General features: G+C 70.5%; 24 protein-coding genes. 7 read left to right on the top strand and 17 right to left on the bottom strand.

Features of this window, described 5'->3' with window-relative positions; all coding sequences use genetic code 11:
- Positions 1–18 precede the first annotated feature (18 nt).
- From KXC43_RS24725 to KXC43_RS24695, 7 genes are all read right to left on the bottom strand, one after another.
- Positions 19–1605 (bottom strand): bifunctional uroporphyrinogen-III C-methyltransferase/uroporphyrinogen-III synthase, encoded by a 1587-nt coding sequence (locus KXC43_RS24725; RefSeq protein ID WP_221378512.1) that lies wholly within the window; start codon positions 1603–1605, stop codon positions 19–21.
- Positions 1602–2531 carry a hydroxymethylbilane synthase gene (hemC, locus tag KXC43_RS24720; protein ID WP_221378511.1) on the bottom strand — a complete coding sequence of 310 codons (930 nt, stop codon included), beginning with the start codon at positions 2529–2531 and terminating at the stop codon, positions 1602–1604. Before hemC ends, KXC43_RS24725 begins: the two co-directional genes overlap by 4 nt.
- On the bottom strand, positions 2528–3817 hold the full coding sequence (locus KXC43_RS24715) for a glutamyl-tRNA reductase (RefSeq protein WP_221378510.1): 1290 nt from the start codon (positions 3815–3817) through the stop codon (positions 2528–2530). Before KXC43_RS24715 ends, hemC begins: the two co-directional genes overlap by 4 nt.
- Positions 3814–4572 carry a redox-sensing transcriptional repressor Rex gene (locus tag KXC43_RS24710; RefSeq protein WP_221378509.1) on the bottom strand — a complete coding sequence of 253 codons (759 nt, stop codon included), beginning with the start codon at positions 4570–4572 and terminating at the stop codon, positions 3814–3816. The genes KXC43_RS24715 and KXC43_RS24710 overlap by 4 nt, the downstream gene beginning before the upstream one ends.
- 214 nt (positions 4573–4786) lie before the next feature.
- Positions 4787–5428 carry an HAD family hydrolase gene (locus tag KXC43_RS24705; RefSeq protein ID WP_221378508.1) on the bottom strand — a complete coding sequence of 214 codons (642 nt, stop codon included), beginning with the start codon at positions 5426–5428 and terminating at the stop codon, positions 4787–4789.
- Between the two features lie 11 nt (positions 5429–5439).
- The gene (locus KXC43_RS24700) at positions 5440–5688 is read right to left on the bottom strand and encodes a glutaredoxin family protein (protein ID WP_221378507.1); all 249 of its coding nucleotides are present in this window, start codon (positions 5686–5688) and stop codon (positions 5440–5442) included.
- On the bottom strand, positions 5685–7199 hold the full coding sequence (locus KXC43_RS24695; protein ID WP_221378506.1) for an AMP-binding protein: 1515 nt from the start codon (positions 7197–7199) through the stop codon (positions 5685–5687). Before KXC43_RS24695 ends, KXC43_RS24700 begins: the two co-directional genes overlap by 4 nt.
- Before the next feature lie 435 nt (positions 7200–7634).
- Here KXC43_RS24695 and KXC43_RS24690 point away from each other — a divergent pair, with 435 nt between their 5' ends.
- Together KXC43_RS24690 and KXC43_RS24685 are read left to right on the top strand one after the other, a co-directional pair.
- Complete coding sequence (locus KXC43_RS24690; protein WP_221378567.1) at positions 7635–8501, top strand: ECF subfamily RNA polymerase sigma factor, BldN family; 867 nt, start codon at positions 7635–7637, stop codon at positions 8499–8501.
- A 169-nt stretch (positions 8502–8670) separates the two neighbouring features.
- The gene (locus tag KXC43_RS24685; RefSeq protein WP_221378505.1) at positions 8671–9876 is read left to right on the top strand and encodes a DUF5667 domain-containing protein; all 1206 of its coding nucleotides are present in this window, start codon (positions 8671–8673) and stop codon (positions 9874–9876) included.
- A 110-nt stretch (positions 9877–9986) separates the two neighbouring features.
- On the opposite strand, the gene KXC43_RS24680 is transcribed toward KXC43_RS24685, so the two are convergent.
- From KXC43_RS24680 to KXC43_RS24660, 5 genes are all read right to left on the bottom strand, one after another.
- Positions 9987–10991, bottom strand: coding sequence for a lysophospholipid acyltransferase family protein (locus KXC43_RS24680; RefSeq protein WP_221378504.1), 1005 nt, complete (start codon positions 10989–10991; stop codon positions 9987–9989).
- The gene (locus KXC43_RS24675) at positions 10988–12052 is read right to left on the bottom strand and encodes an NAD-dependent epimerase/dehydratase family protein (RefSeq protein WP_221378503.1); all 1065 of its coding nucleotides are present in this window, start codon (positions 12050–12052) and stop codon (positions 10988–10990) included. The genes KXC43_RS24680 and KXC43_RS24675 overlap by 4 nt, the downstream gene beginning before the upstream one ends.
- Positions 12053–12142: 90 nt before the next feature.
- Positions 12143–12244, bottom strand: a complete 102-nt coding sequence (locus tag KXC43_RS24670) for a 30S ribosomal protein bS22 (protein ID WP_020520584.1) — start codon at positions 12242–12244, stop codon at positions 12143–12145.
- A 185-nt stretch (positions 12245–12429) separates the two neighbouring features.
- Positions 12430–12642 (bottom strand): helix-turn-helix domain-containing protein, encoded by a 213-nt coding sequence (locus KXC43_RS24665; RefSeq protein WP_203784881.1) that lies wholly within the window; start codon positions 12640–12642, stop codon positions 12430–12432.
- 201 nt (positions 12643–12843) lie between these two features.
- Positions 12844–13761 (bottom strand): proline dehydrogenase family protein, encoded by a 918-nt coding sequence (locus KXC43_RS24660; protein WP_221378502.1) that lies wholly within the window; start codon positions 13759–13761, stop codon positions 12844–12846.
- Between the two features lie 105 nt (positions 13762–13866).
- Between KXC43_RS24660 and KXC43_RS24655 the strand changes: the two genes are divergently transcribed.
- Entirely contained in the window at positions 13867–14403 is a 537-nt protein-coding gene (locus KXC43_RS24655) for a CGNR zinc finger domain-containing protein (RefSeq protein WP_221378501.1), read from the top strand.
- Here the strand turns inward: KXC43_RS24655 and KXC43_RS24650 are convergent.
- Positions 14390–15211: a sugar phosphate isomerase/epimerase family protein gene (locus KXC43_RS24650; protein ID WP_221378500.1), complete on the bottom strand. Its 822-nt coding sequence runs from the start codon at positions 15209–15211 to the stop codon at positions 14390–14392. The genes KXC43_RS24655 and KXC43_RS24650 overlap by 14 nt on opposite strands.
- Before the next feature lie 111 nt (positions 15212–15322).
- On the opposite strand from KXC43_RS24650, the gene KXC43_RS24645 reads away from it, so the two are divergent.
- On the top strand, positions 15323–16195 hold the full coding sequence (locus KXC43_RS24645; RefSeq protein ID WP_308129236.1) for a DUF3109 family protein: 873 nt from the start codon (positions 15323–15325) through the stop codon (positions 16193–16195).
- An 18-nt stretch (positions 16196–16213) separates the two neighbouring features.
- On the opposite strand, the gene KXC43_RS24640 is transcribed toward KXC43_RS24645, so the two are convergent.
- Positions 16214–16897: a response regulator gene (locus tag KXC43_RS24640; protein WP_020512993.1), complete on the bottom strand. Its 684-nt coding sequence runs from the start codon at positions 16895–16897 to the stop codon at positions 16214–16216.
- 31 nt (positions 16898–16928) lie between these two features.
- Positions 16929–18137, bottom strand: coding sequence for a sensor histidine kinase (locus tag KXC43_RS24635; protein WP_221378565.1), 1209 nt, complete (start codon positions 18135–18137; stop codon positions 16929–16931).
- 273 nt (positions 18138–18410) lie between these two features.
- On the opposite strand from KXC43_RS24635, the gene phoU reads away from it, so the two are divergent.
- A complete protein-coding gene (gene phoU, locus KXC43_RS24630; protein WP_221378499.1) occupies positions 18411–19064 on the top strand; it encodes a phosphate signaling complex protein PhoU in 654 nt (217 codons plus the stop codon).
- A gap of 77 nt (positions 19065–19141) precedes the next feature.
- Here phoU and KXC43_RS24625 read toward each other — a convergent pair whose 3' ends face one another.
- Complete coding sequence (locus tag KXC43_RS24625; protein WP_221378498.1) at positions 19142–19888, bottom strand: phosphoglyceromutase; 747 nt, start codon at positions 19886–19888, stop codon at positions 19142–19144.
- Positions 19889–20004: 116 nt separating this feature from the next.
- Between KXC43_RS24625 and KXC43_RS24620 the strand changes: the two genes are divergently transcribed.
- A complete protein-coding gene (locus tag KXC43_RS24620; RefSeq protein ID WP_221378497.1) occupies positions 20005–21300 on the top strand; it encodes an MDR family MFS transporter in 1296 nt (431 codons plus the stop codon).
- A 41-nt stretch (positions 21301–21341) separates the two neighbouring features.
- Entirely contained in the window at positions 21342–22628 is a 1287-nt protein-coding gene (locus tag KXC43_RS24615; RefSeq protein WP_438870912.1) for an MFS transporter, read from the top strand.
- Positions 22629–23401: 773 nt separating this feature from the next.
- Here KXC43_RS24615 and KXC43_RS24610 read toward each other — a convergent pair.
- Positions 23402–24358: a hypothetical protein gene (locus tag KXC43_RS24610; RefSeq protein WP_308129234.1), complete on the bottom strand. Its 957-nt coding sequence runs from the start codon at positions 24356–24358 to the stop codon at positions 23402–23404.
- Positions 24359–24379 lie beyond the last annotated feature (21 nt).

Raw genomic sequence — 24379 nt, 5'->3', positions numbered from 1 at the left:
CCTTGGCGGAAGCTCGATCTAGCGGAAACGCAGCGCGGTGGGTCCCTGGACCTTGGAGCCCCGGCGCTGCTTGGCCGGCATGGCCGCCAGCTTCTCGCGCAGTTCCACCGCGTACGAAGCCAGCGCCTCGACCAGATCCGGCACGGACGCGTGCTGGGGCTGGACGTCGACGCGCAGGCCGAACTCGGTGGCCGTCTCGGCGGTCTTCGGGCCGATCACCGCGACCACCGTGCGGGCGTGCGGCTTGCCGGCGATGCCGACCAGGTTGCGTACGGTGCTGGACGAGGTGAAGAGCACCGCGTCGAAGCCACCCGACTTGATCGCGTCGCGGATCTCGGCCGGCGGCGGCGCCGCGCGGACGGTCCGGTAGGCGGTCACGTCGTCGACCTCCCAGCCGCGCTCGATGAGCCCGGCGGCGAGCGTCTCGGTGGCGATGTCGGCCCGGGGCAGCAGCACCCGGCCGACCGGGTCGAGGATCTCGTCGTGCGGCGAGAACTCGGCCAGCAGGCCCTCGCTCGACTGCTCGCCCTTGGGGAGCAGCTCGGGCTGGATGCCGAAGGCGCGTACGGCCTCGGCCGTGGCCTCGCCGATACAGGCGATCTTCACGCCGCCGAAGTGGCGGGCGTCGAGACCGTGCTCGTCGAACTTCTCCCAGACCGCGCGGACGGCGTTGACCGAGGTGAAGACGACCCAGGCGTACCGGCCGTCGACCAGCCCCTTGACCGCCCGCTCCATCTGGGCCGGGGTGCGCGGGGGCTCGACCGCGATGGTCGGCACCTCGCACGGGATCGCGCCGTAGGCCCGCAGCCGCGCGCTCATCGCGCCCGCCTGCTCCTTGGTGCGCGGCACCAGCACCTTCCAGCCGTACAGGGGCCGGTTCTCCCACCAGCTCATGGTGTCGCGCTCGGAGACCTCGGAGCCGACCGTCAGCACGACGCGGCCGGTGAAACCGAGCGCGGCGGCGACGAAGCTGTCGACCGTGGACGTCGTCGTGTACTGCGTCTCGCCGGTGCCGTCGCCGGTCACCGCGACCGCGGTGCCAGGCTCGACGCCCGAGGCGAGCAGACCGTCGCGGACGGCGGCCAGGTCACCCGCGTCGACGGCGACCGCGAACGAGCCCTTGAGGGCCGCGGCGGCGAGCGCGTCGAAGTCGAGAGCGGCCACGTCGCCGACGTCGGCCGTCACCCGGACGCCGGGCAGCGGCACACCGGCGTAGGTGGCGACACCCTCGGCCTGGCCGAGGCCGGGCACGACCTCGAAGTGCACCGCGGTGCGGGCGATCGCCTGCACCTCCTTGACCACGGACTCGTGGCCGAAGGGGTCACCGGCCACGAGGTGCACGGCCGAGAGACCGGACTTGGCCGCGGAGAGCAGCACCTTGGCGACGTCGCCGGGCGCGCCCTCGGCCGGGCTGAACTGAGCGTCCTGCTTGGCCTCGGACCGGATGGCGGCCAGGAGGGAATCGGGCACACCGCGGTCGTAGACCACCTGGTCGGCGTCGGTGAGCGCGGCGTGCGCGCGGCGGGTCAGCAGCTCGGGGTCGCCGGGGCCGGCGCCGACGAACGCAATGCGTCCTGCTGGCTTACGGGCGGTGCGGGTGGTCATTCTGTGCTCCCGATCAGGGTGTCGGCGCCGGCGTCGAGGAGATCGGCGGCGAGCGCCTTGCCGATCTCCGCCGCGTCGGCGGGCGTTCCGGTACGCGACAGCCGGATGGCTCGAACCCCATCCGGGCTGATCACCGCACCGCGCAGGTAAATCTCGTCACCGTCCTCGCCTTCGGCGAGCTCGGCGTGTGCCGCAACCGGGGCGGAGCACCCGGCCTCGAGCGTGGCAAGCATCGCCCGTTCCGCCAGGACGGCGGCCCGGGACGGTGCGTGGTCGAGCGCGGCCAGCAGTTCGACCAGGTCGGAGTCGTCGGCCCGGCACTCCACGGCCAGCGCACCCTGAGCCGGGGCGGGCAGCATGAGCATCGGGTCGAGCGTTTCAGCGATGTCGGCGGCCCTGCCGATTCGCACCACACCGGCCCGGGCGAGAACAACTGCGTCCAGATCGGCCTCGGGTCCGCGAACCCGGGCGATCCGGCTGTCGATGTTCCCGCGGATCGGCGTGACCTGCAACTCTAGGCCCAAAGCATGCAGTTGCGCGATTCGGCGCACCGCTCCGGTTCCGATCACGGAGCCGGGCGGGAGCTCGGCCAGGGTCTGGCCGCCCTTGGCGATCAGCGCGTCACGCGGGTCCTCACGCGGCGGGACGGCCGCGATGTGCAGTCCCGGGTGCGCGGCTGTGGGCAGGTCTTTGTAGGAGTGGACGGCGAAGTCGATCTCACGGGCGAGCAGCGCGTCGCGCAGCGCCGAGACGAAGACACCCACGCCGAGCTGGGCGACCGGGGCCGAGGAGCGGTCGCCCGGAGTGACGATGCGCACCAGCTCGACCGGACGGCCGGTGGCCGCGGTCAGCGCGTCGGCCGTCAGCTGCGACTGGGCCAGCGCCAACGTGCTGCCGCGCGTGCCAAGGCGCAAGGGGCTGGTCACGCCGGTCCTCCGATCTCAGGAACCGCATCGGCCGGGGTGGCATGCGGCACGTCCAGGTCGAATAGCTCGCGCAGCAGGGTGGCGTACTGATCACCACCGGGCTCGGCGGCGAGCTGGCGCACCCGCACGGTCGGTGAGTGCAGCAGTTGCTGAACGACGCGATGCAGCGTACGGGAAACGTCGGCCCGTTGCTCCTCGCTGAATTCCGACCGGCGCGAGTAGAGCTTGCGCAGCTCGGCGGCGACCACGTCCTCGGCCCGGGTGCGCAGCGCGGCCACGGTCGGCGCGATGTCGGCGCCCCGCAGCCAGGCCAGGAAGTGGTCGACCTCGCTGGTGACGATCTGCTCGACGGCGGCGGTCTCGGCCGCGGCCGGCAGCGAGCGGCGGGTGGCGGCCAGGCTGTCGATGTCGATCACCGTCACGCCCGGGATGCCGGTCGCGTCGGGGGCCACGTCGCGCGGGACGGCCAGGTCGAGCACGACCAGCGGGGCCGCCGCCTCGAGGCGCTCGCGGGTGAGCACCGGCTGGGTCGACGCGGTGGCCGAGACGACGAGGTCGGCCTCGCGCAGGGCAGCGTCCAGATCGTCGTACGGCACCGCGACCGCGCCGTACGCCTCGGCGAGCCGATCGGCCCGGGCGGCGCTGCGGTTGGTGATGCGGAGCGGACCGACGCCGGCCCGGGTCAGGGTGGCCACCGACAGCGCGCCCATCGCGCCCGCGCCGATCACCAGAGGGCGCTTGCCGTCCAGGTCGCCCAGCGTGGCCTCGGCGACGTCGAGGGCCGCGGTCACCACGCTCTGCCCGGCCCGGTCGATGCCGGTCTCGGCGTGCGCCCGCTTGCCGACCCGCAGCGCCTGCTGCATCAGCTCGTGGAGCAGGCGGCCGGCGGTGTCGGCCTCGCTCGCCACGTGATAGGCGTCGCGCAGCTGGCCCAGGATCTGGGACTCACCCACGACCATCGAGTCGAGGCCGCTGGAGACCTTGAACGAGTGCAGCACCGCCGCCTCGTCGTAGTGCACGTAGAGGTGACCGGCCAGCTCGGTGGCGGGGATGCCGGAGAACTCCGCGAGCACGTTGCAGATGTCGCCGAGGCCGCCGTGGAATGTGTTGACCGCCGCGTAGATCTCCATCCGGTTGCAGGTGGAGAGGACGACGGCCTCGCCGACGAACGGCTGGGCGACGAGTTTGTCCAGCAGTCCGGGCAGCGCGTGATCGGCGATCACCAGCCGTTCGAGCGTGGCGACATCGGCGGTGCGGTAGGACGCACCGACGCTGAGGAGATTCACGACCCGACCGCCTCCTGGTTGCCCGCCGCCGTGGCGGACCGGCCGCCCGGCAACGCGGTCAGCGATGCCTTGCGGTGTTCATGGAAAGAAAGAATCTGCAGCTCGATGGCCAGGTCGACCTTGCGCACGTCGACGTTGGCCGGCACCGAGAGCACGCACGGAGCGAAGTTCAGGATGCTGGTGACGCCCGCGTCGACCAGCACGTCGGCGACCGCCTGGGCGGCGCCGGCCGGGGTGGCGATCACGCCGATCGCGATGTTCTCTTCCACCGCGACGCGGCCCAGCTCTTCGATGTGACGCACGGTCAGGCCCTGGATCTCTTCGCCGACCTTGGACGCGTCGGCGTCGAAGAGCGCGACGATCTTGAAGCCGCGGCTGGCGAAGCCGTCGTAGCCGGCCAGCGCGTGACCGAGGTTACCGAGGCCGACCAGGCAGACCGCCCGGCGCTGGTCGAGGCCGAGCACGTACTCGATCTGCTCGATCAGCAGGGTGACGTCGTAGCCGACACCCCGCGTGCCGTACGACCCCAGGTGCGAGAGATCCTTGCGAAGCTTGGCCGAGTTGACCCCGGCCGCGGCGGACAGACCCTCGCTGGAGACGGTGTCCGCACCGGCCTCGCCCAAATTGTGCAGGGCGCGAAGATATTCGGGCAGTCGTGCGATCGTCGCCTCCGGCAGATCCGGGAAGGCTGTGACGGCACCGGTGCGCTCGCCGGGGGCATTGCCGGGCGTGCTTCCGTGACGCTGCTGGCTCATCTGACTCCGTGCCGACGAGGTGGCGAACCTGCGAGCCCTCGGGCGCCTGGTTGAACCGGCTGTGCTACCGGGGCTCTCCGGAATCAAAGAGTAGGCGCTTGTGAAGGTGTGCACAAATCGCGATCTTGGTGGTGCAGGTGGACAAAGATCATCCGGCGTGTTAAAGACCGCAAGATTCGAGTATGCCCGGCTCGGCCCGGCACCGACCACCCTGCTACAGCGTACGGGCGATCGCGACCGCTTCGACCAGAGTGTCCGCGACCGGACGACCCGAGGCACGCAGCCGCGAGGGGTCGGTGAATCCGCCCGTGTAGAGGACGATCTTTCCCCCCACCGCGTCGGCCGCGGCCGCGTCGTCGAGAGAGTCCCCGATCAGCACGACCTGTTCGCCGTCGAGTTCCAGCCCGGCCAGGTGCTCGGCCAGGTGGCCCGCCTTGAGGTGCCCGCCCAGCTCGGCCCGTAGCCCGTCGACCCGGGCGAAGATCCCGGCCAGGCCGTACGTCTCGACCGCCGGCACCAGCTCGCTGTGGAACCACATGGAGAGCAGGGACTGCGTACCCGGCCACTCCTTCAGCGCGGCCGAGGCGTCCGCCGCCAGCGTCATGTTCGTCAGCCCGAGCCGGTACGCGTCATGAAAGATCCGGTCGAGCCGGCCGAATTCCTCGTCGTCGACCGCCCGCTCGAGCACCTCGGCGTAGAACTCGGCCACCGGGCGGCGGAACCGGCGGCGATGCTCGTCGGCGTCGACCGCCCGCCCGCCGAACGCCGCGAAGGCCTCGTTGGTCGACGAGACCACCAGACTGAGGTCGTCGAGAAGGGTGCCGTTCCAGTCCCAAACCAGGTGAGTACGCGCCACGGCGTAAGAACCTACAGCCGGGGCTCCCCCGGCTGTCGAGCCAAATCGCGCAACAAGCGGGACTCTTCCACCCGCCAGTAGCCGTGCTCGGCCCCGTCGAGCAGCACCACCGGCACCCGGTCGCCGTAGTCGCGCTCGAGCTCGATCGACGTCGCGATGTCGACCCGTACCCACTGGCCAGGAATGATCCGGTCGAGGACGGCCTCGGCTTCCTCACACAGATGGCAGCCGTCCCGGCTGATCAAAGTCACTCGGCTCATGCCAACAACTCTCTCTTGCGGACCTTGCCGGTAGCCGAGTGGGGAAGCTCACGCACCAGCTCGACCGTGGGCAGCTTGAACCGGGCCAGCTGGGCGGCGCAGTAGACCTGCAGCTCGGCCGGGGTCGGCGGCGGGTCGATGGCGGCCACCACGAACGCGTGCGGCCGCTGCCCGGACTCGTCGTCGGGCACCCCGAGCACGGCCGACTCCGCCACGCCGGGGTGCGAGGCCAGCACCCGCTCGATCTCGGCCGGATACACATTGAAGCCGTGCACCAGGATCAGGTCGTCGACCCGGTCGACCAGATGCAGGTCGCCGTCGGCGTCGGCGTAGGCGACGTCCCCGGTGGCCCACCAGCCATCGGGTCCGGGGCCGCCGCGCCCGTCGGGCCAGTAGCCGGAGAAGAGGTTGGCCCCGCGCACCACGATCTCCCCCGGGTCGGTGCCGGCCACGTCCTCGACCGAGAGGTCGAGCTCGGCCAGGTCCTCCTCGGGCGACGCGGTGCCGTCCTCCCAGAGCACCTGACCGGCCGGGGAGCGCAGCCGCAGCGAGACGCCGGGCAGCGGCCGCCCGATCGAGCCGGGCTTGCCGCGGTCGCTGACCGCGGTGGTGGTCAGCACGGGCGCCGTCTCGGTCAGCCCATAGCCGACCACGATGGTCTTGCCGGTCGCGACGCCGAAGCGGGCCATCTCGTCGGGCACCAGCGGGGCCGCGCCGCACACGGCCGACCGCACGCTGCGTAGTGCCACCTGAACGCCGGGTTGCCGGGACCACGCGGAGTACATGCCCGGGACGCCCACCACCACGGTCACTCCGCGCTCGGCGATCATCGCCAGCGAGGCCGCCGGGTCGAAGTGGCCGATCAGCACGCCGGTCGCCGCGTGGTGCGCGACGGAGCCGAGACCGGTGTTGAGCCCGTACGCGTGGAAGAGCGGCACCGCGAGCAGCACCACGTCGTCGGCGCCGACCACCGGCGGATCGATCGCGTCGAGCTGGTCGTGGTTGGCGTCCAGGGCGGCGTGGGTCAGCATCGCGCCCTTCGGCCGTCCGCTGGTTCCCGAGGTGTAGAGCAGCACGGCCAGGTCACGCGCCTTCACCTGGGGCAAGCCACCGGCCGGCGCGGCCGAATCAAGATCAAATCGCGGGCGTACGCGACCCGGCCCGTCCTCCTCGGCCACGATCAGCTCCGCGGCGGAGTCGGTGATCGCGAACTCGAGCTCATCCGCCGAGTAGGCGGGATTGAGCGGCACGGCGACGCGCCCGGACCGCAACACACCGAAGTAGGTCACCACGAACTCGATCGAGGTGCCGAGGACGATCGCGACGCGGCCGCCCGGTGACACCAGCCCGGCGATCCGATGCGCCGCCGCGGTCACCCGCCGATCGACATCGGACCAGGTCAGAGTGGTTTCGCCGGTGATGAGCGCGGGGCCGGCGGGCCGGCGCGCCGCGGCCTCGGCGACCGCGTCGCGGGCTGCTTCGTCCACGAGGCACGAGTCTGGCACAAACATCCACGGAAGTGGACGGCGGACAACTTGTCCGTCGTCCGGGTGCCCGTGCCGGTCATCGTGTCAGACGTTCCTTGTGTCTTGTCTGCGCCACTTCGTACTATTTTCGCGCAGCGCACACGGTGTGCGACTCCGTGTGTTCGGAGTCCGTGATACTTCGCGTCTGAGTAACGGACTCCAAAACCCTGGGTGAGGTCGGTCGGCAGTATCGCGGGCCACTTCACCCCTTTTGCTATGAGTTTCCACCCCTCATCCCGAGGAGGCCGCTGTGCCACAAAAAGCACGGAAACACTGCCAATCCCTGTCTGGCGGGACGGATCAGCAGTCGGAGCAGAGCCGCCGGGTTGAGGAGGCGCAGTGAGTCATGTTTACGCCGGGGATCCGTACCACCGACCCCTCGCCGACGGGCTGACGGGCCTGCGCCGCTCGGTCGACGACATGATCGTCAACACCATCCGCGGCGACGGACCCAAGCGGACCCGCAACCGCCCCCACATCAACGAGTCGCCGGGCCAGCGGCTGCCACCCACCGGCAACGCCAAGCCGATGGCCGGCGGCGGCCGGGTGGCCGTGCCCGGTCGTCCACCGATGCCCGCGCAGCCCACCGCCGGCCAGCGCAGCAACCTGCCCGAGGCGCCGGCCGTGGGCGAGCAGACTGTGGTTGTTCCGTCGCAGAGCACCACCGGTCCTCAGCGCGACTCCGAGCCGCCCAAGTATCCGGCTCGTCCCGACCCCGGTGACGCCGCGGCCGAGGTGTGGGCGCTGGTCGAACGGGCCCAGGCCGGCGAGGCCGAGGCGTTCGGCCTGATCTACGACCGGTACGTCGACACCGTCTTCCGGTTCGTCTACTTCCGCGTCGGCAACCGCCAGCTGGCCGAGGACCTCACCTCGGACACGTTCCTGCGCGCGCTCAAGCGCATCGGCAGCTTCACCTGGCAGGGCCGCGACCTCGGCGCCTGGCTCGTGACCATCGCCCGCAACCTGGTCGCCGACCACTTCAAGTCGGGCCGCTACCGCCTCGAGGTCACCACCGGCGACGTGCTCGACGCCGACCGCGAGGCCCGCGGCCCCGAGGGCAGCCCGGAATCCTCGGTGGTCGACCACATCACCAACGTCGCCCTGCTCACCGCGGTCAAGCAGCTCAACCCGGAACAGCAGGAGTGCATCGTGCTGCGCTTCCTCCAGGGCTTCTCGGTGGCCGAGACCGCACAGACCATGGGCAAGAACGAAGGAGCGATCAAAGCACTGCAGTACCGGGCAGTGCGAGCGCTGGCACGACTCCTCCCGGATGGATTCCAAGCGTGACGGGGCTCTCGCCTAATACCCGATGCGCGGTGCTGGTCCCCGTAACCGGGGACGCGTGTCGCGCGTTTGTCCGAGTGCGACCCCGGGCGGCCCAGCCGGCCACCGGCATCGTCGCGACCGCCGGCGATGCAGCCGGCGAGACATTCACGAGCGAGGGGAGGTGCCCGCGGTGAACTTCGACTTCTTCGACCGGCGGAGCGCCGAGCGCTTCGCGGAGCTTCTCGACGAGAGCACCGGCGGCCGGCGGCACCACAGCCGCGGTCCGGCCGATGAGCAGCTCGCCGAGCTGGTCGCCATCGGTAGCAGCCTGTCCGCGGCACGTCCGGGGGCCCGGGTCGAACCCGAGTTCCGCACCGGGCTACGGGCCATGCTGGTCGCCACGGCCGAGCGGGACGGCATCGGCCACACCGCGCGGGCCGCCGACACCGAACCCGAGCCGGCCGCTGCGGCCCGCACCGGACGGCTGCGGCACGGACTTCTCGGCCACGGTGGCCGCATCCGGGCCAGGGGCGCCATCGTCATCGGGGTAGCCGCCGGCGCGCTGGCGGTCTCCGGTATCTCCGCGGCTAGCGAGAACGCATCACCGGGCGACGCCCTCTACGGGGTCAAGCGCTCGACCGAACGCGCCCAGCTGGCGATGGCCGGCTCGGACGTCACGCGGGGCCAGCTGTCGCTGGACTTCGCCCGCACCAGACTGGCCGAGGCCGTCGCCATGCCGGGCAACGACGCCGGCTTCGGCGGCGTGCTCGACGACATGGACGCCGACACCCGCAAGGGCGTCAAGCTGCTCACCACGTCGGCGGTGGCCCGCAAGGACAGCAAGCCGCTGTCCACCGTCGACAACTTCGCCGAGCAGCAGCGCCGGACGCTGACGCCGGCACTGTCCCGGCTGTCCGCCACCAACCAGGAGCGGGCGCTGACGTCGATCGGGCTGCTCGACTCGGTGAACAAGCGCGCGGAAAGCCTGCGGACCGGACTGGACTGCGACAACGCGGTCTCGGCAGGCGTCGACAAGCTCGGGCCCAAGCTGAAGGGCTGCGCGGACGGCGACGAGACGGACGCTCAGGCTCCGCCGTCGCGCTCGTCCGGGCAGAACGACAAGCAGAAACCGCGCACGGCCGGACAGGACGACGTGAAGGCGCCGCGCGCGAGCGACCCTGCCGTTGCACCGACGACCTCGGCCGGCGCTCGGCGGCCGGCCCAGCAGCGGACGCCGTCGCAGGCGCCGGACCTGCCGCTCGGCGGCACCCCGCTGCAGGCGAGCCCGTCGGCCGACGACACCTTCCAGCAACAACAGCGGCAACAACAGCCGGCCGGCGAAGAGGACGACGGCGGGCTGGGTGGCCTGCTCGGCGGCATCTTCGGGAGCAACTGACAGCTCAGCCGACAGCCAGACATGGCGAGGGGCGGTGCCGGGATTTCCCCGGGGCCGCCCCTCACTTGTCACTATAGGCCCACAGGTCGCTACTCAAAAGCACCAAGCCGTCACAGACCGAACGGATCGGGCCTCTTCTCGAGCAGTTCCAGCAACGAGGCCTGGATGGTCTCGCGCACCTGGTCGGCCAGGTTGTAGACGACCATCGGGTCGTCGGCCAGGTCGGTCAGGTGCTCGGTCGGGATCGGCGGGCAGAACTGGATCAGCCACTTGCTCGGCAGCGGCACCAGGCCCAGCGGGCCCAGCCACGGGAAGGTCGGCGTGATCGGGAAGTAGGGCATGCCGAGCAGCCGGGCCAGCGGCTTGAGGTCGGCCAGGATCGGATAGATCTCTTCGGCGCCGACGATCGCCACCGGGACGATCGGTGTGCCCGTGCGCAACGCGGCCGAGACAAAGCCGCCCCGGCCGAAGCGCTGCAGCTTGTAGCGGTCGGCGAAGCGCTTGCCGATGCCCTTGAAGCCCTCGGGGAAGACGCCGACCAACTCGCCCGTGCTCATCAGGCGCTCGGCGTCGGGGTTGCAGGCCACCGTCGCGCCCGACTTGCGGGCCAGCTCGCTCACCACCGGCATGCGGAACACCAGGTCGGCCCCGAGCAGGCGCAGGTGGCGCTCCTGCGGGTGCTGATCGCGGATGGCGACCCCGAGCATCAGGGCGTCGAGCGCGACAGTGCCCGAGTGGTTGGCGACCACCAGGGCGCCGCCGTCCTTGGGCACGTTCTCGATGCCGTACACCTCGGTGCGGAACCAGTCGTGATAGAGCACTCGCAGCAGGGGCTGGAAGACGGCGTCGTTGAGCTCGCGGTCGAAGCCGAAGTCATCGACCTCGTAGTTGCCGGCGAAACGGCGGCGCAGGAAGGCCAGCCCGGCAGCCACACGCTGATCCCAGACATCGATCGGGTCGGGTGGCGTCTCGAGGCCGGGGTGGTGGCCGTTCCCGTTCATGGACGGCACCTCCGGGATCGGACGTCGGCCGTTGACCCGCACCGGCTCGGCCGGCCGGGGCAGAGTGAAGTCGGCCTGCCCCGGCAGCATGCTCCGGAATTCATCCTGACTCAATGCCGGTCACCCCCGGACGCGGCCCCGGCGCGCACCCGGCGGATGCCGTCGAGGATCGCCTTCTCGGCCGCGGCGAGCCGGTCGGCGGTGATCGACGAGCCGTTGGCGTGGCCCTTGATGAAATCGTCGAACGCCTCGGCCGTGGTGCGCGGCGTGAAGCCGAACTCGGCGACCAGGCGGGTCGTGTCGACCACGCGGCCGTGCACGAACAGGTCGATCTGGTCGAAGCCGATCTGGCCGATGCCCACGTTGCGGGCCACGCCGGCCAGGGTCGAGAGAGTGCCCTCGGGCAGCGGCACCGAGATGCGCCCGGCCCGGCGGATGGCCTGGGAGAGCGCGAGGATGCCGGTCCCGGCCACGTTGAAGGTGCCCGGGTGCTCCTCGACGATCGAGCGGTGCAGGATCTCGAGCGCGTCGTCGACGTGGACGAACTGGAGCCGGGCGTCGCGGCCGAGCACGGTCGGCACGACCGGCTGGGCGAAGTAGCGCGTCAGCGTCGTGTCGGCCGTCGAGCTGATGAACGGGGCGAACCGCAGCACGGTGGCCGCCACCTCGGGCCGGCGGCGGCGGAAGCCGCGGACATAACCCTCGATGTCGAGGATGTCGCGCGCGAACGAGCCCCGGGGCACCGCCCGCGGTTCCGTGTCCTCGGTGAAGACGCCGGGGTCGCGGAAGGACGCGCCGTAGGCGGCCGTGGAGGAACGCACCACGAGCTTGCGCAGCCGCGGTGCCGCCTGGGCGGCCGCGAGCAGCTGCATCGTCCCGATAACGTTCTGCTCTTTCATCGCCGCCCGGCCGTGTTGCGGGTCGGGCGCGCTGGTCACCGCGAGGTGCACGATGGCCTCGGCGCCCAAGCCGGCCAGGGCGCCGGAGGCCGCACGAGCGTCGGCCCGGATCAGCTCGACGTCGGCCAGCAGCTCGCGCAGAGCTGTGGGCGGTTCGTGCGGATCCAGGCCGACCACGCGGTCGACCCGGGAATCGGCGGCGAGACGAGCGGCCACCCGGGCGCCGAGGTATCGGCTGACTCCGGTGACCACGACGACGCGGGGCGGAGAGGTCACGTCGGGCGCACCTTCCGATGCTTGCGGGTGCGGTGCGTACGGCAGGAACCTGCCCAGCCGGGGCGGGCCTCAACCCGACCCGGCTGCAGGCTACTTACCGAGTTTGCGACGCTGGACGCGGGTCTTGCGCAGCAGCTTGCGGTGCTTCTTCTTCGCCATACGCTTGCGGCGCTTCTTGACCACGGAGCCCATACGAAAAGCCTCTCGAAACCTGGTGGCTCGGAGCGGGCACGCCGGGTGCGGCGGCCCGATTCCGATCTGAATCGACAGCCCCCGGCGCTACCACAACCGGGAACCAACCGCACCAGCGTACCGGCCCGCCCGGGACCGAGCCAAAACGGCCCCGGCCCCGACTGTGCCGTCCGGGAGAACCGGGCCTATGCCGTCTGCGAGAAGGCGCCGCGCAGATACTCGTGGACGGCGTGCTCGGGCACGCGGAAGGACCGCCCGACCCGTACGGCTGTGAGGTCACCCCCGTGCACCAGCCGGTAGACCGTCATCTTGGAAACCCTCATCAGCGCGGCCACTTCGGCCACGGTCAGGAACCGCACCTCCGAGAGCCGTTCCTCGGTCTGGGCTGGACCTGTCATGTCGTCGCACCGATCCTTTCTCCGGGCACAAGCCGCGGCGACCGGGAAGGCCTAGCGACGCGGCGGAGAACTGCGTGTCACCAGAACGGTATCGATACCTCTGTGACCAACGCGATGCGTTCCGTGAAAATGGCCGGAAAAAGTCAAGGCCGACACGCCGGTTGTGGCGGGTTATAGACCGAATTGTTGCGGATGAGGCGGCTACCTACCGACCAGGCCACGCCCGACGGCGGTCACGTTGCCCGGCCGCTCGGCCAGCCGGCGCACGAGATAGCCGTACCACTGCTCGCCGTACGGCACGTAGACGCGCACGACGTTGCCGCCGGCGGCCAGGCGAGCCTGCTCCTCCGTGCGTACGCCGTGCAGCATCTGGAACTCGTACTCGTCGGACGCGCGGTCGAACCAGCGCGCCCGGTCCTCCGCGATGGCGATCAGCCGGGGGTCGTGGGTGGCGACCATCGGATAGCCCTCGCCCGACATCAGGATGTTGAGGCAGCGCACGAACGACTTGTCGATGTCGAGCGACGACTGGAAGGCCACCGACTCCGGTTCCGCGTACGCGCCCTTGCAGAGGCGCACCCGGGATCCGGCCGTGGCAAGCTCGCGGCAGTCGCCCTCGGTACGCCGCAGGTGGGCCTGCAGCACCGCGCCCGTGCCGGGGTGGTCCTTGCGGAGCTCGGTGAGGATCTCGAGGGTCGAGTCGGTGAGGGTGTGGTCCTCGGCGTCGAGCGTCACCGTGGTGCCGGCCTCGGTGGCGGCCGCACAGACAGCCAGGGCATGCTCGTAGGCCAGCTTCTCGTCGAGCCGCTGACCCAGGGCCGAGAGCTTCACGCTGACCTCGGCCGCGGGCACCAGCCCGGCGCCCTTGAGCCGGCCGAGCAGGGCGCGGTATTCGTCGCGGACCGCCACCGCCTGCTCCGCGCTGCGGGTCTCGGCCGAGAGGTGCTCGAAAGTGACGGCCAGACCGTCGTCGGCCATGATCCGGCCGGTGCGCAGCGCCGCCTCGACGTCGTCGCCGGCGACGAACCGGCGGGCGGCGTTCTTGCTGAGGGGCGCGGAGGCGACGAGCCGCCCCAGACGGTCCGAACCGGCGGCGGCCAGGAGCAGGTGACGGAGCATGACCCGAGCGTATCGTCCGGAACACCCGGTATCGCGGGAGTGTCACCGGCGTAGTCAGCCACAACGCTTATGTCCGCGGCGCTTCCCGGCGGCTACCTTTGTCGGGTGAACTTCGATGCGTACGCCCGCACCGCGGTCGACCTCGTCAACGCGCAGTTGGGCGACCTCGCCGGGTTGCAGGCCCTCTTCGGCGACGAGCAGGCCTGGATGCGCGACGAGGTCGTCGACAAGGACGTCGCCGTGTTCCGCCGCGCCCAGCGCCGCCTGCGCGACGTCTTCGAATACGGCACGTCCGGCCGCGACGCCGACGCCGTCAAGGAACTCAACGCCCTGCTCGAGGTGTTCCCGGTGCAGCCGCGCATCTCCGGGCACGACGCCGCCGACTGGCACATGCACGTGACCAGCCGCGGCTCGTCGGTCAGCTCGGAATACCTGGCCGGCGCGGCCTGGGGCCTCTCGGTGTGGCTGTGCGAATACGGCAGCGCCCGCTTCGGCATCTGCGCCGACGAGCGCTGCGGCAACGTCTATCTCGACACGTCCTCGAACAACTGCCGGCGCTTCTGTTCCGAGCGCTGCGCGACCCGCTCCCACGTGGCCGCGCACCGCGCCCGCAAGCGCGCCCAGAGCCTTACGCCCGCGTAATAGCCGGGGTCGCCGATTCGGCCGGAGCGAGGTGGCGGCGGGCGAAATCGAGGGACTCGCGCAGGTCGGCTTCGCGGACCGCGCGGCTGGCCGCCTTGCGCGTCGAGACCTCGAGCGCCACCGAGCCCTTGAAACCGCGCGCCGAGAGCGACCGCAGCAGCTCGGCGCAGGGCTGGTTGCCGCGGCCGGGCACCAGGTGTTCGTCGCGGCCCTCGCCGGTGCCGTCGCCCAGGTGCACGTGCTTCAGGCCGGCGCCCATCTTGTCGGCCATGCCGAGCGCGTTGACGCGCGAGGCCGCGCAGTGCGAAAGGTCGAGCGTGTAGGCGTCGAAGCCGGTCTCGGTCGGGTCCCACCCGGGGGTGTAGGGCACGAACCAGCGGCCGGCCATCTTCACCGGGAACATGTTCTCGATCGCGAACGCCAGGTCGGGGTGGCGGGCCTGCACCTTGGCCAGGCCGGCCGCGAAGTTCTTGGCGTAGTCACGCTGCCAGCTGAACGGCGGGTGCACCACGACCGTGGGGGCGCCGAGCGTCTCGGCGAGCTGGGCCGCACGGTTCAGCCGCTCCCACGGGTCGGGGCTCCAGACCCGCTGGGTCACGAGCAGGCACGGGGCGTGCACCGAGAGCACCGGCATGTCGTAATGGTCGGACAGACCCTGCAGCGCACCTGCATCCTGGCTGACGCGGTCGGTCCACACCATGACTTCGAGGCCGTCGTAGCCGGTCGTGGCGGCCAATTCGAACGCGGCGGCCGTCGGCTCGGGGAACACCGACGAGCTGGACAGAAGCACGGGGACGCGGGAACTCACGAGGTCAAGCGTAGACCCGTTTGTCGCGTACGCCTTCTCCTCGACCGGGTATATGCGACGATACCGGGCGTCGACTCGGGAACAGGCCCCCGCGCGCGTACGCTGTCGCAGGTGAGCCGCCGTGACCAGATCCGCATCACCCTGGACCCCGCGGCAGCCGCCCGCGCGGCCGAGGTCGACCTCGACTTTCCTCGTGAGTGGATCGAGTTCCTCGACCCCGACGACGAGAAGCACCTCGTACGAGCCGACCTGACCTGGCTGCTGTCCCGGTGGACCTGTGTCTTCGGCTCGGCCTGCCACGGCATCGTGGCCGGTCGAGCGCAGGACGGCTGCTGTTCGCACGGGGCGTTCTTCACCGACGCCGACGACGAGAACAGGGTGAAGTCGGCCGCCGCCAAGCTGACCCCCGAGACCTGGCAGCACTACCGCAAGGGTTTCAAGAACTACACCGAGATGGACACCATCGACGGGGCGAAGCCGGCCCGTCGCACGGCGATCCAGTCCGAGGACGGGCCCTGTGTCTTCCTCAACGACGCGAGCTTCGCGGGCGGCGGCGGGTGCGCCCTGCACGCCCAGGCCCTGCGGGACGGCGTCCACCCGCTGCAGTACAAGCCGGACGTGTGCTGGCAGTTGCCGGTGCGCCGCGAGCAGGACTGGATCAAGCGACCGGACGGCACGAAGCTGCTCCAGTCGACGCTGACCGAGTTCGACCGGCGGGGCTGGGGCCCGGGCGGGCACGACCTCGACTGGTGGTGCACCTCGTCGCCCGACGCGCACGTCGGCACCGATCCGATGTACGTCTCGTACGCGCCCGAGCTGACCGCCCTGATCGGTCAGGGCGCCTACGATCGGCTGGCCGAGCTGTGCGACGCGCGGATCAAATCCGGCCTGATCGCGGTGCACCCGGCGACCGTCGCGGCCGCCAAGGCCGCGGCGCCGAAGAAGCGCGGCGGACGTGAGCCCGCCGCGCCTCCCAACAGCTAGCCGTCAGTCCGTGGCGTCCTAGGGCTCGAACTTGTAGCCCAGGCCACGGACCGTGACGATGTAGCGCGGCGCCGACGGCTCGGGCTCCACCTTGGAGCGAAGGCGCTTCACGTGCACGTCGAGGGTCTTGGTGTCGCCCACGTAGTCGGCGCCCCAGACCCGGTCGATCAGCTGACCGCGGGTGAGCACCCGGCCGGCGTTGCGCAGCAGCAGTTCGAGCAGTTCGAACTCCTTGAGCGGGAGCTGCACGCCGGCGCCGTCAACGGTGACGACGTGGCGCTCGACGTCCATGCGGACCGGGCCGGCCGCCAGCGTGGGCGTCGAGACCTCGGCGGCCTCGGTGCCCTGGCGGCGCAGCACGGCGCGGATCCGGGCGACCAGCTCGCGCGGGGAGTACGGCTTGGTCACGTAGTCGTCGGCGCCGATCTCGAGCCCGACGACCTTGTCGATCTCGCTGTCGCGGGCGGTGACCATGATGATGGGAACGGCGGAGCGCTGCCGGAGCTGGCGGCAGACCTCGGTGCCGGACATCTCGGGCAGCATGAGGTCGAGCAGCACGATGTCCGCACCGGTCCGGTCGAACTGCGTCAGCGCCGAGGTTCCGGTCGGGGCGACCGACACCTCGAAGCCCTCCTTGCGCAGCATGTACGACAGGGCGTCGGAGAACGACTCCTCATCCTCGACCACGAGCACGCGGGCCAATGTGGTTCCTTCCATCTTCCGGGTGCCGGGACTAATGCCCGGCCGCACCGGACTCGATCTCAATTGCCGTCGGTGACGGCAAGGGGGCTTCGGGGGGACGCGCCGGTAGGCGCAGAGTGAACGTCGAACCGTCGCCCAGGGCGCTGGTCACGTCGACACGGCCCCCGTGGTTGGTCGCGATGTGTTTGACGATGGCCAGGCCCAGGCCTGTTCCGCCGGTGGACCGCGAGCGGGCCTGATCGGCGCGGTAGAAACGCTCGAAGATGCGGTCGACGTCGTGCGGGGCGATGCCGATGCCCTGGTCGGCGACGTCGATCTCGAGCCAGTCGTCACCCTGGCGCAGGGTGAGCTCGACCTTGGTGTCGTCACCCGAGTAGGCGATCGCGTTCTCGACCAGGTTGGTCACGGCGGTGGCGACCTGGCTGTCGCTGCCGTAGACGACGGCGCCCTTGGGCCCGCTGTACACGACCTCGATGCCCTTGGCCGACGCCGTGGTGCGGGTGCGGTCGATGACCTCGGCGATCACCCAGTCGACCGGGACCGGCTCGGGGGTGGGCAGCGGCTCGGCACCCTGGAGCCGGGTCAGCTCGAGCAGTTCGCTGACCAGCCGGCCCATCCGGGCCGATTCGTGGTGGATGCGCTCGGCGAACCGGCGCGCGGCCAGTAGGTCTTCCGACTGGTCGTCGCCCGCGTCGGCGGCCTGCAGTTCGGTCGCGTCGAGCAGTGCCTCGGCCAGCAGCTGCAGCGCGCCGATCGGGGTCTTGAGCTCGTGGCTGACATTGGCCACGAAGTCGCGGCGCACCCGGGCCAGCCGGTGCGACTCGGTGACGTCGGCCGCCTCGATGGCCACGTGCGTCGCGTTGAGCGCGACGGCCCGCAGGTGCAGGCCGAGCGGCGCGGCGGCGGCACCGGCGCGGCCCCGGGGCAGGTCGAGCTCGACCTCGCGGCGCACGCCGGTGCGCCGGACCTGGCCGGCCAGCGTACGCAGGATGGGGTGGGCGGCGATCGTGCCGGGCGCTCCGCCCGAACGCAGCAGGCCCATCGCCCGGGCGGCCGGGTTGACCAGCACCGGATGATCCTCGGCGTCGAGGACCACCACGCCGACGCGCAGCGAATCGAGGCTCTTGCGACCGAGCCCTTTCATGCCGTGCTTGCCGTGCGGTTCCTCCGTGTCGATGGCGCGTCCCCCCTTGTGCGGCTGGTCACCGGTCGGCTCCCCCGATGACTGGCGACCTCGCATGATCAGCGCCCCGGCAACTGCGCCGGCGACGAGCGCGAGCACTATCAGAGGGATGCCGTAGGCCAGGTCCACGCTGCGATCGTAGGGTCATTGTTTACCTGGCTACTAGCATCAGCCGGACAAATCGGGCACGCGTCGAATAATGTTCACCACTGCGTCCGGCGTCGTTCATCGCCGTTCACGCGACCGCCGCCGGACCCGCATAGTTTGAGGACCAACCCCGGTCGTGCCCAGCTCCACGGGACGGCCCCACCGAAACCCCGGGACGAGGACATGCGCGAGGAGTTCCAGTCGGACCTCAACGAGGTCAGCCGCCTGCTGGTGACGATGGCGGAGGCCGTGCGCGAGGCGATGCGCAAGTCGACCACCGCCCTGCTCACCGCCGACCTGAAGGCCGCCCAGTCGGTGATCGACCGCGACAACGAGGTCGACGAGATCTACAGCCAGGTCGAGGCCAAGGTGGCCGACACCATTGCCCGTCAGGCGCCGGTCGCCTCCGACCTGCGCATGGTCATCACGGCCCTGCACATCTCAGCCGACCTCGAGCGCATGGGCGACCTGGCCGAGCACGTGGCCAAGACGGCCAAGCGGCGTCACCCGTCGCCGGCCGTGCCGGCCGAGCTGCGCCCGGTCTTCAAGGGCATGGCCGAGGTGGCCGACCACATGGCCGAGAGCATCGCGGGCCTGCTGGCGAAGCCCGACGCCGAGCTCGCGGCCAAGCTCGAGCACGAGGACGACGCGATCGACGATCTGGAGCGTCAGCTCTTCAAGATCATGCTGGACGACGACTGGCCGTACGGCGCGGAGACCGCGATCGACGGCGCGCTGCTGGGCCGCTTCTACGAGCGGTACGCCGACCACGCCGTCAACGTGGGCGAGCAGCTGGTGTACCTGATCACCGGAGAGCCGGTGGGCGACCAGAGCTGAGCCTTTGTGCGCGTGGTCGAAAGCAGGAGGCCGGGACGCCACGGGGGCGTCCCGGCCTCTTGCCGTTTCAGCGTTTCTCAGCGGCCCTGGTTGGCGACCGCGGCCGCGGCCTCCTTGGCCGCCTCGGGGTCGAGGTATTCGCCGCCCGGCTTGAGCGGGCGCAGGTCGTCGTCGAGGTCGTAGCGCAGCGGGATGCCGGTCGGGATGTTCAGCTTCGAGATCGCCTCGTCGGAGATGCTGTCGAGGTGCTTCACGAAGGCGCGCAGCGAATTGCCGTGCGCGGCGACCAGCACGGTCTTGCCGGCCCGCAGGTCGGGCACGATCTCGTCGTACCAGTAGGGCAGGGCCCGCACCAGCACGTCCTTCAGGCACTCGGCCTTGGGCTTGGCCTCGGACGGCAGCAGGGCGTAGCGCGGGTCGTCGAACTGCGCGAACTCCGAGCCGGGCTCGATCGGCGGCGGCGGGACGTCGTACGACCGGCGCCAGAGCATGAACTGCTCCTCGCCGTACGTCTCGAGGGTCTGCTTCTTGTCCTTGCCCTGCAGGGCGCCGTAGTGGCGCTCGTTGAGCCGCCACGACCGCTTCACCGGGATCCAGTGCCGGTCGGCGATGTGCAGGGCGATCTCGCTCGTCCTGATGGCGCGGCGCAGGACGCTGGTGTGCACCACGTCCGGCAGCACGCCGCTCTCCTTCAGCAGTTCGCCACCGCGCCGGGCCTCGCCCTCACCCTTGGCGTCGAGGTCGACGTCGACCCAGCCGGTGAAGAGGTTCTTGGCGTTCCACTCGCTGTTGCCGTGCCGCAGCAGCACCAAAGTCCCTGTCATGACCTCCATCCTGCCGCAGCCACCTGAACAGCGAGCGCCGACCCCGTTGAAACCCGGTTGCGCCACCTCCTAAGTTGTAAGGGAAGCAAGCGTTATCACTCATTACGGGGGCGAGCGTGCGAGGTTGGTTCGACCAGGCTGTGGGCGGTTTGCCACGGCAGTTCTGGCTGCTCTGGACCGGGACGTTGGTCAACCGCGTCGGCTCGTTCGTGGTGATTTTCCTGGCCATCTACCTGACCGGCGAGCGGCACTTCTCGCAGAGCCAGGCCGGCCTGGTCATCGGCCTCTACGGCGTGGGCGGCGCGCTCGGCACCACGGTCGGCGGGGTGCTGGCCGACCGCTGGGGGCGCAAACCCACGATGCTGACCGCCCAGTTCGGCGCGGCGGCGCTGATGCTCGCGCTCGGCTTCGCGCACCACTACGGCCAGATCCTCGCCGTCACGTTCCTGCTCGGCTTCTTCAGCGAGGCCATGCGGCCGGCCTTCTCGGCCATGATGGTCGACGTCGTGCCCGACCGCGACCGGGTCCGGGCGTTCTCGCTGAACTACTGGGCCATCAACCTCGGCTTCGCCCTGGCCGCGGTCGGCGCCGGCCTGGCCGCCAAGGTCGACTACCTGTTGCTCTTCGTGGTCGACGCGGGCACCACCCTGGCCACGGCCCTGATCTGCCTGATCTTCATCAAGGAGACCCGCCCGTCCCGTACGGCGGTCCGGCCGCCCCGCGGTGAGGCCGGCGGCCTGATCACCGTGCTGCGCGACCGCGTCTTCGTCACCTACCTGCTGGTCTCGGTGGGCGGCATCGTCGTCATGATGCAGCACCTGTCGACGCTGCCGATCGCCATGACCTCGGAGGGACTGTCGGCGGCGACGTACGGCTGGGTGATCGCGGTCAACGGCGTGCTCATCGTCGTCGGGCAACTGTTCGTCCCCAAGCTGATCGAGAAGCGTGACCCGGCCCGCGTGCTGGCGCTCGGCTCACTGATCATCGGAGTCGGCTTCGGGCTCAACGCTCTGGCCCACGCGTCCTGGTTCTTCGCGCTGAGCGTGATCATCTGGACGTTGGGCGAGATGATCCAGTCACCCAGCAACGCGACCACCGTGGCCGCGCTCTCCCCCGCCGCGCTGCGCGGCCGCTATCAGGGGCTGAACTCGCTCTCGTGGTCGGCCGGGACGGCCCTGGCCCCCATCGCCGGCGGCTTCACCCAGCAGCACCTCGGCAACGCGGCCCTGTGGATCGGGTGCTTCCTGGTGTGCGCTCTGGTCGCTCTCGGGCACATCCTCTCCGGGCCGAGCCGCCGCCGGCGCATCGCATCCCTCGGCGTCACCGCTCCGGCCCTCCCCGAGCCGATCGCCGACGTGCCCGCGGTCGCCGAGCCGGTGGCCGACCCGCCGGCCAAGCTGCCCACGCGGTAACGTTCTTCTGTCAAGAAGGTTGCCAATAGGGAGTGCGGCCCGTGCGGGCATGGCTTCGCGACACGGCCGGCGGCCTGTCCGCCACGTACTGGTATCTCTGGACCGGCCTGCTGATCAACAAGGTCGGCGGCTTCGCCGTGCTGTTCCTGTCGCTCTACCTGACGTCGCAGCGCGACGCGGGAACCGCCCAGGCCGGCCTGATCGTCGGCACGTACGGCATCGGCGGCCTGCTCGGCACGCTGGCCGGCGGCGTCCTCACCGACCGCTGGGGCCGGCGCCGCACGCTGCTGGTGTCCCATTTCGCCGCCGTGGCCGCGCTGTGCCTGCTCGCCTTCAGCACCCAGCTCGCGGTGATCGCCGCCCTCTGCGCCCTGCTCGGGGTCGCACAGTCGATGGCGGCCCCCGCGTTCGTCGCCGCGATCATCGACGTGACGCCCGCCGACAAGCGGTCCCGAGCCTTCAATCTGCAGTTCTGGGCGCTGAACCTGGGCCTGGCCGGAGCCTCGCTGCTGGCCGGTCTGCTCGCCCAGTGGAGCTACCAGGCCCTGTTCCTGATCGACGCCGCCTGCACCCTGGCCACCGGCGTACTGATCGCCTGGAAGGTGCCGGAGACACTGCGCACCTTGCCTCCGCCTTCGCTCTCGCCGTCGCTCTCCCTCTTGCCCTCGCCCTCGCCCGTGTCATCGTCGGCCCCGAAGCTCCGCGGGCGCGGTGGGCTCGGAACCGTGCTGACCGACCGCATCTTCCTCGTCTTCGTGGGGCTGACGCTGCTGCAGGCCCTGATCTACACACAGGCCAGCACGATCGTGCCGCTGGCGATGCACGCGGACGGCTTGAGCCCGTCGGCCTACGGCTCGGTGGTCGCCCTCGGCGGCGCCCTGATCGTGCTCGGCCAGCTCTTCGTGCCGCGCCTGATCGACGGCCGCCGCAAGGCCCGGGTGCTGGCCCTGGCCCTGCTGCTCAACGGCGCCGGCTTCTCGGTGCTGGCCCTGGCCGACCACGTGACCCTCTATCTGGCCGCGGCGGTGATCTGGACGGTCGGCAGCATGCTGGCCGCACCCCCGAACGCCGAGATCAACTCTGAGTTGGCGCCCCTGGCCCTGCGTGGCCGCTACCAGGCGGTGTTCTTCCTGACCTTCCCGGCCGCATCGTTCCTGGCGCCGTCGCTGGGCGGGGCCGGCCTGCAATACCTCGGCGACGCGCACTGGCTCGTCGTCGGCGCCCTGGGGGCCGTGGCCGCCGCCCTGCACCTGATGGCCGGCCCCTCGCGGGAGCGCCGGGTAGCGGCAATCCGCTCCGACACCGCCACCACCGCGAACGTGAGCTGAATCCGGCGCGGCCGCGTCGATCTTCCGCAGTGCCACCGCCTCCCCGCCCACAGAGAGGATGTCGGGAGCACCTCCCGCCGGGGCGTGACCCACCCTCCCACTGACTTCGGGTCCTGCATGGGATTCGTCAACTCCGGCCGGGAGGTGCTCGTGCACCCACCGGTCGTGGCGTGTGACTCGACAGGAGCCTGGCCAGAGGCCCCATCTGTGTTCTGTCCGCGTTGCCCGGCTGGTGCGTTCGGCCCTGCCACGGTGACACCCACACCGCTGCCGTGATCGACGTGACCGTCACCGCCGGCGAGAACAGCGACCCGTTACTTGCCGTCGAGGCGACGCCGGGCGGTTGTCCACAGTCGGGCTCGATGACCCGGATGGTCGCAGGCAGTTGCCCACAGCGGCTCAGCCTCTCAGGGCTTCCGTCTCGCGGCACAAAAAAGGACGACCCTCAGGTCGTCCGTTGGCACCGGCGGCGGCGGACGACGCCCATCCCCATAGGCGTCGCCCGCACTAACCGCCGGTCTCGGGTCGCGCCGTCCCCCAACGGCATATGCCACCCGTCCCCAAACGCCGGCCGCGGCGATCGTCTCCGATCAACCAGTTCCCCGAACTAACGGTCCGACGTCCATTGATTACGCTAGTTGGGGCAGTCAAGGCAGACAAGCCAACTGGCTGTCCGCCATCTGTCTGCACCATCACAGTCACCCACTATTGGCCGATCGGCGGATGACCTGTCCCACATTTGGAGTGGACAAAAGCGACAGTCCGGACTTCCGCTATTCGTCGGGGTTGTCGAGCTGGAAGAAGTTGCTGCGCTCCCCGCCCGATCGCCGCTCCTGGTAGATGAAGTTCAGCCGGCGCTTGTCGAACGCCTCGAACCACTCGGCCCAGCTGACCTCGACGAGCCCGTCACCCGAGTAACCGGGGAAGTCGAACCGCAGCACACCGAGATGGCCGTCGTGCTGGGTGCCGGCCACCGTCGACGGGACCGCGCGCCGGGCCTTCGCCCATTGGCGGATGACCTCATGGTCGGTCGTGATGAGGCTGCGGCCGTTGCGCTCCGGCTTGTCGCTGGTCGACGTGATCTCCTGCGAATAGTCGAGCGACTTCGACGCCTTCTTCCCGGTGCGCTTACCACCGGCCTTCGGAGCCGTGCCGGATTTCGACGCGGCGCCGGCCTTCGAAGCCGGGCCGGATTTCGACGCGGAACTCTTGGCGGAGGAAGCGGAACTCTTGGGGGAAGCGGAACTCTTGGCGGAGGCTGCGCTCCCCTTGGAACCACCGCTCCGCTTCGACGCGGCGCCGGCCTTCGAGCCGGTTCCGGCCTTGGCCAGCTTGAGCCGGGCCTTGATGTACCGCTCGACCAGCTCGGCCTTCTTCATGTCACCGGTGCCCTTGACGCCCAGCTTGGTCAGCTGGGTGCGCAGAGAGGACGCCTTCATCGCGGCGATCCTGCTCTCGCTCACCTCGGGGGTGTCCGGGGTGTCGTTGCGGCTGGTCGGATTCTTGGCCTTCGAGGACGACGACTTCGTCTCGGCTTTGATCAGCTTCTTGACCAGGTCGGGCTTCTTGAGGTCGGCCGTTCCCCGGACGCCGCGATTGTCGAGTTCCCGGCGCAGCTCACCGACCTTCATCCGGGCGATTCTGCTTTCGCTCACGTCCGGGGTGTTGGGGGTTTCGTTCCGGCTGGTCCGCTTCTTGGAACCGGCGGCAGCGGTCTTGGTGGCGGCCACGCCAATTCACCTCTCATTCAT

It is taken from the genome of Paractinoplanes polyasparticus, assembly GCF_019710575.1.
GTDB classification, from domain to species: Bacteria; Actinomycetota; Actinomycetes; order Mycobacteriales; family Micromonosporaceae; genus Actinoplanes; species Actinoplanes polyasparticus.
Note: the sequence above shows the minus strand (reverse complement) of the source record. Positions and strands in the feature narration are given on the sequence as shown.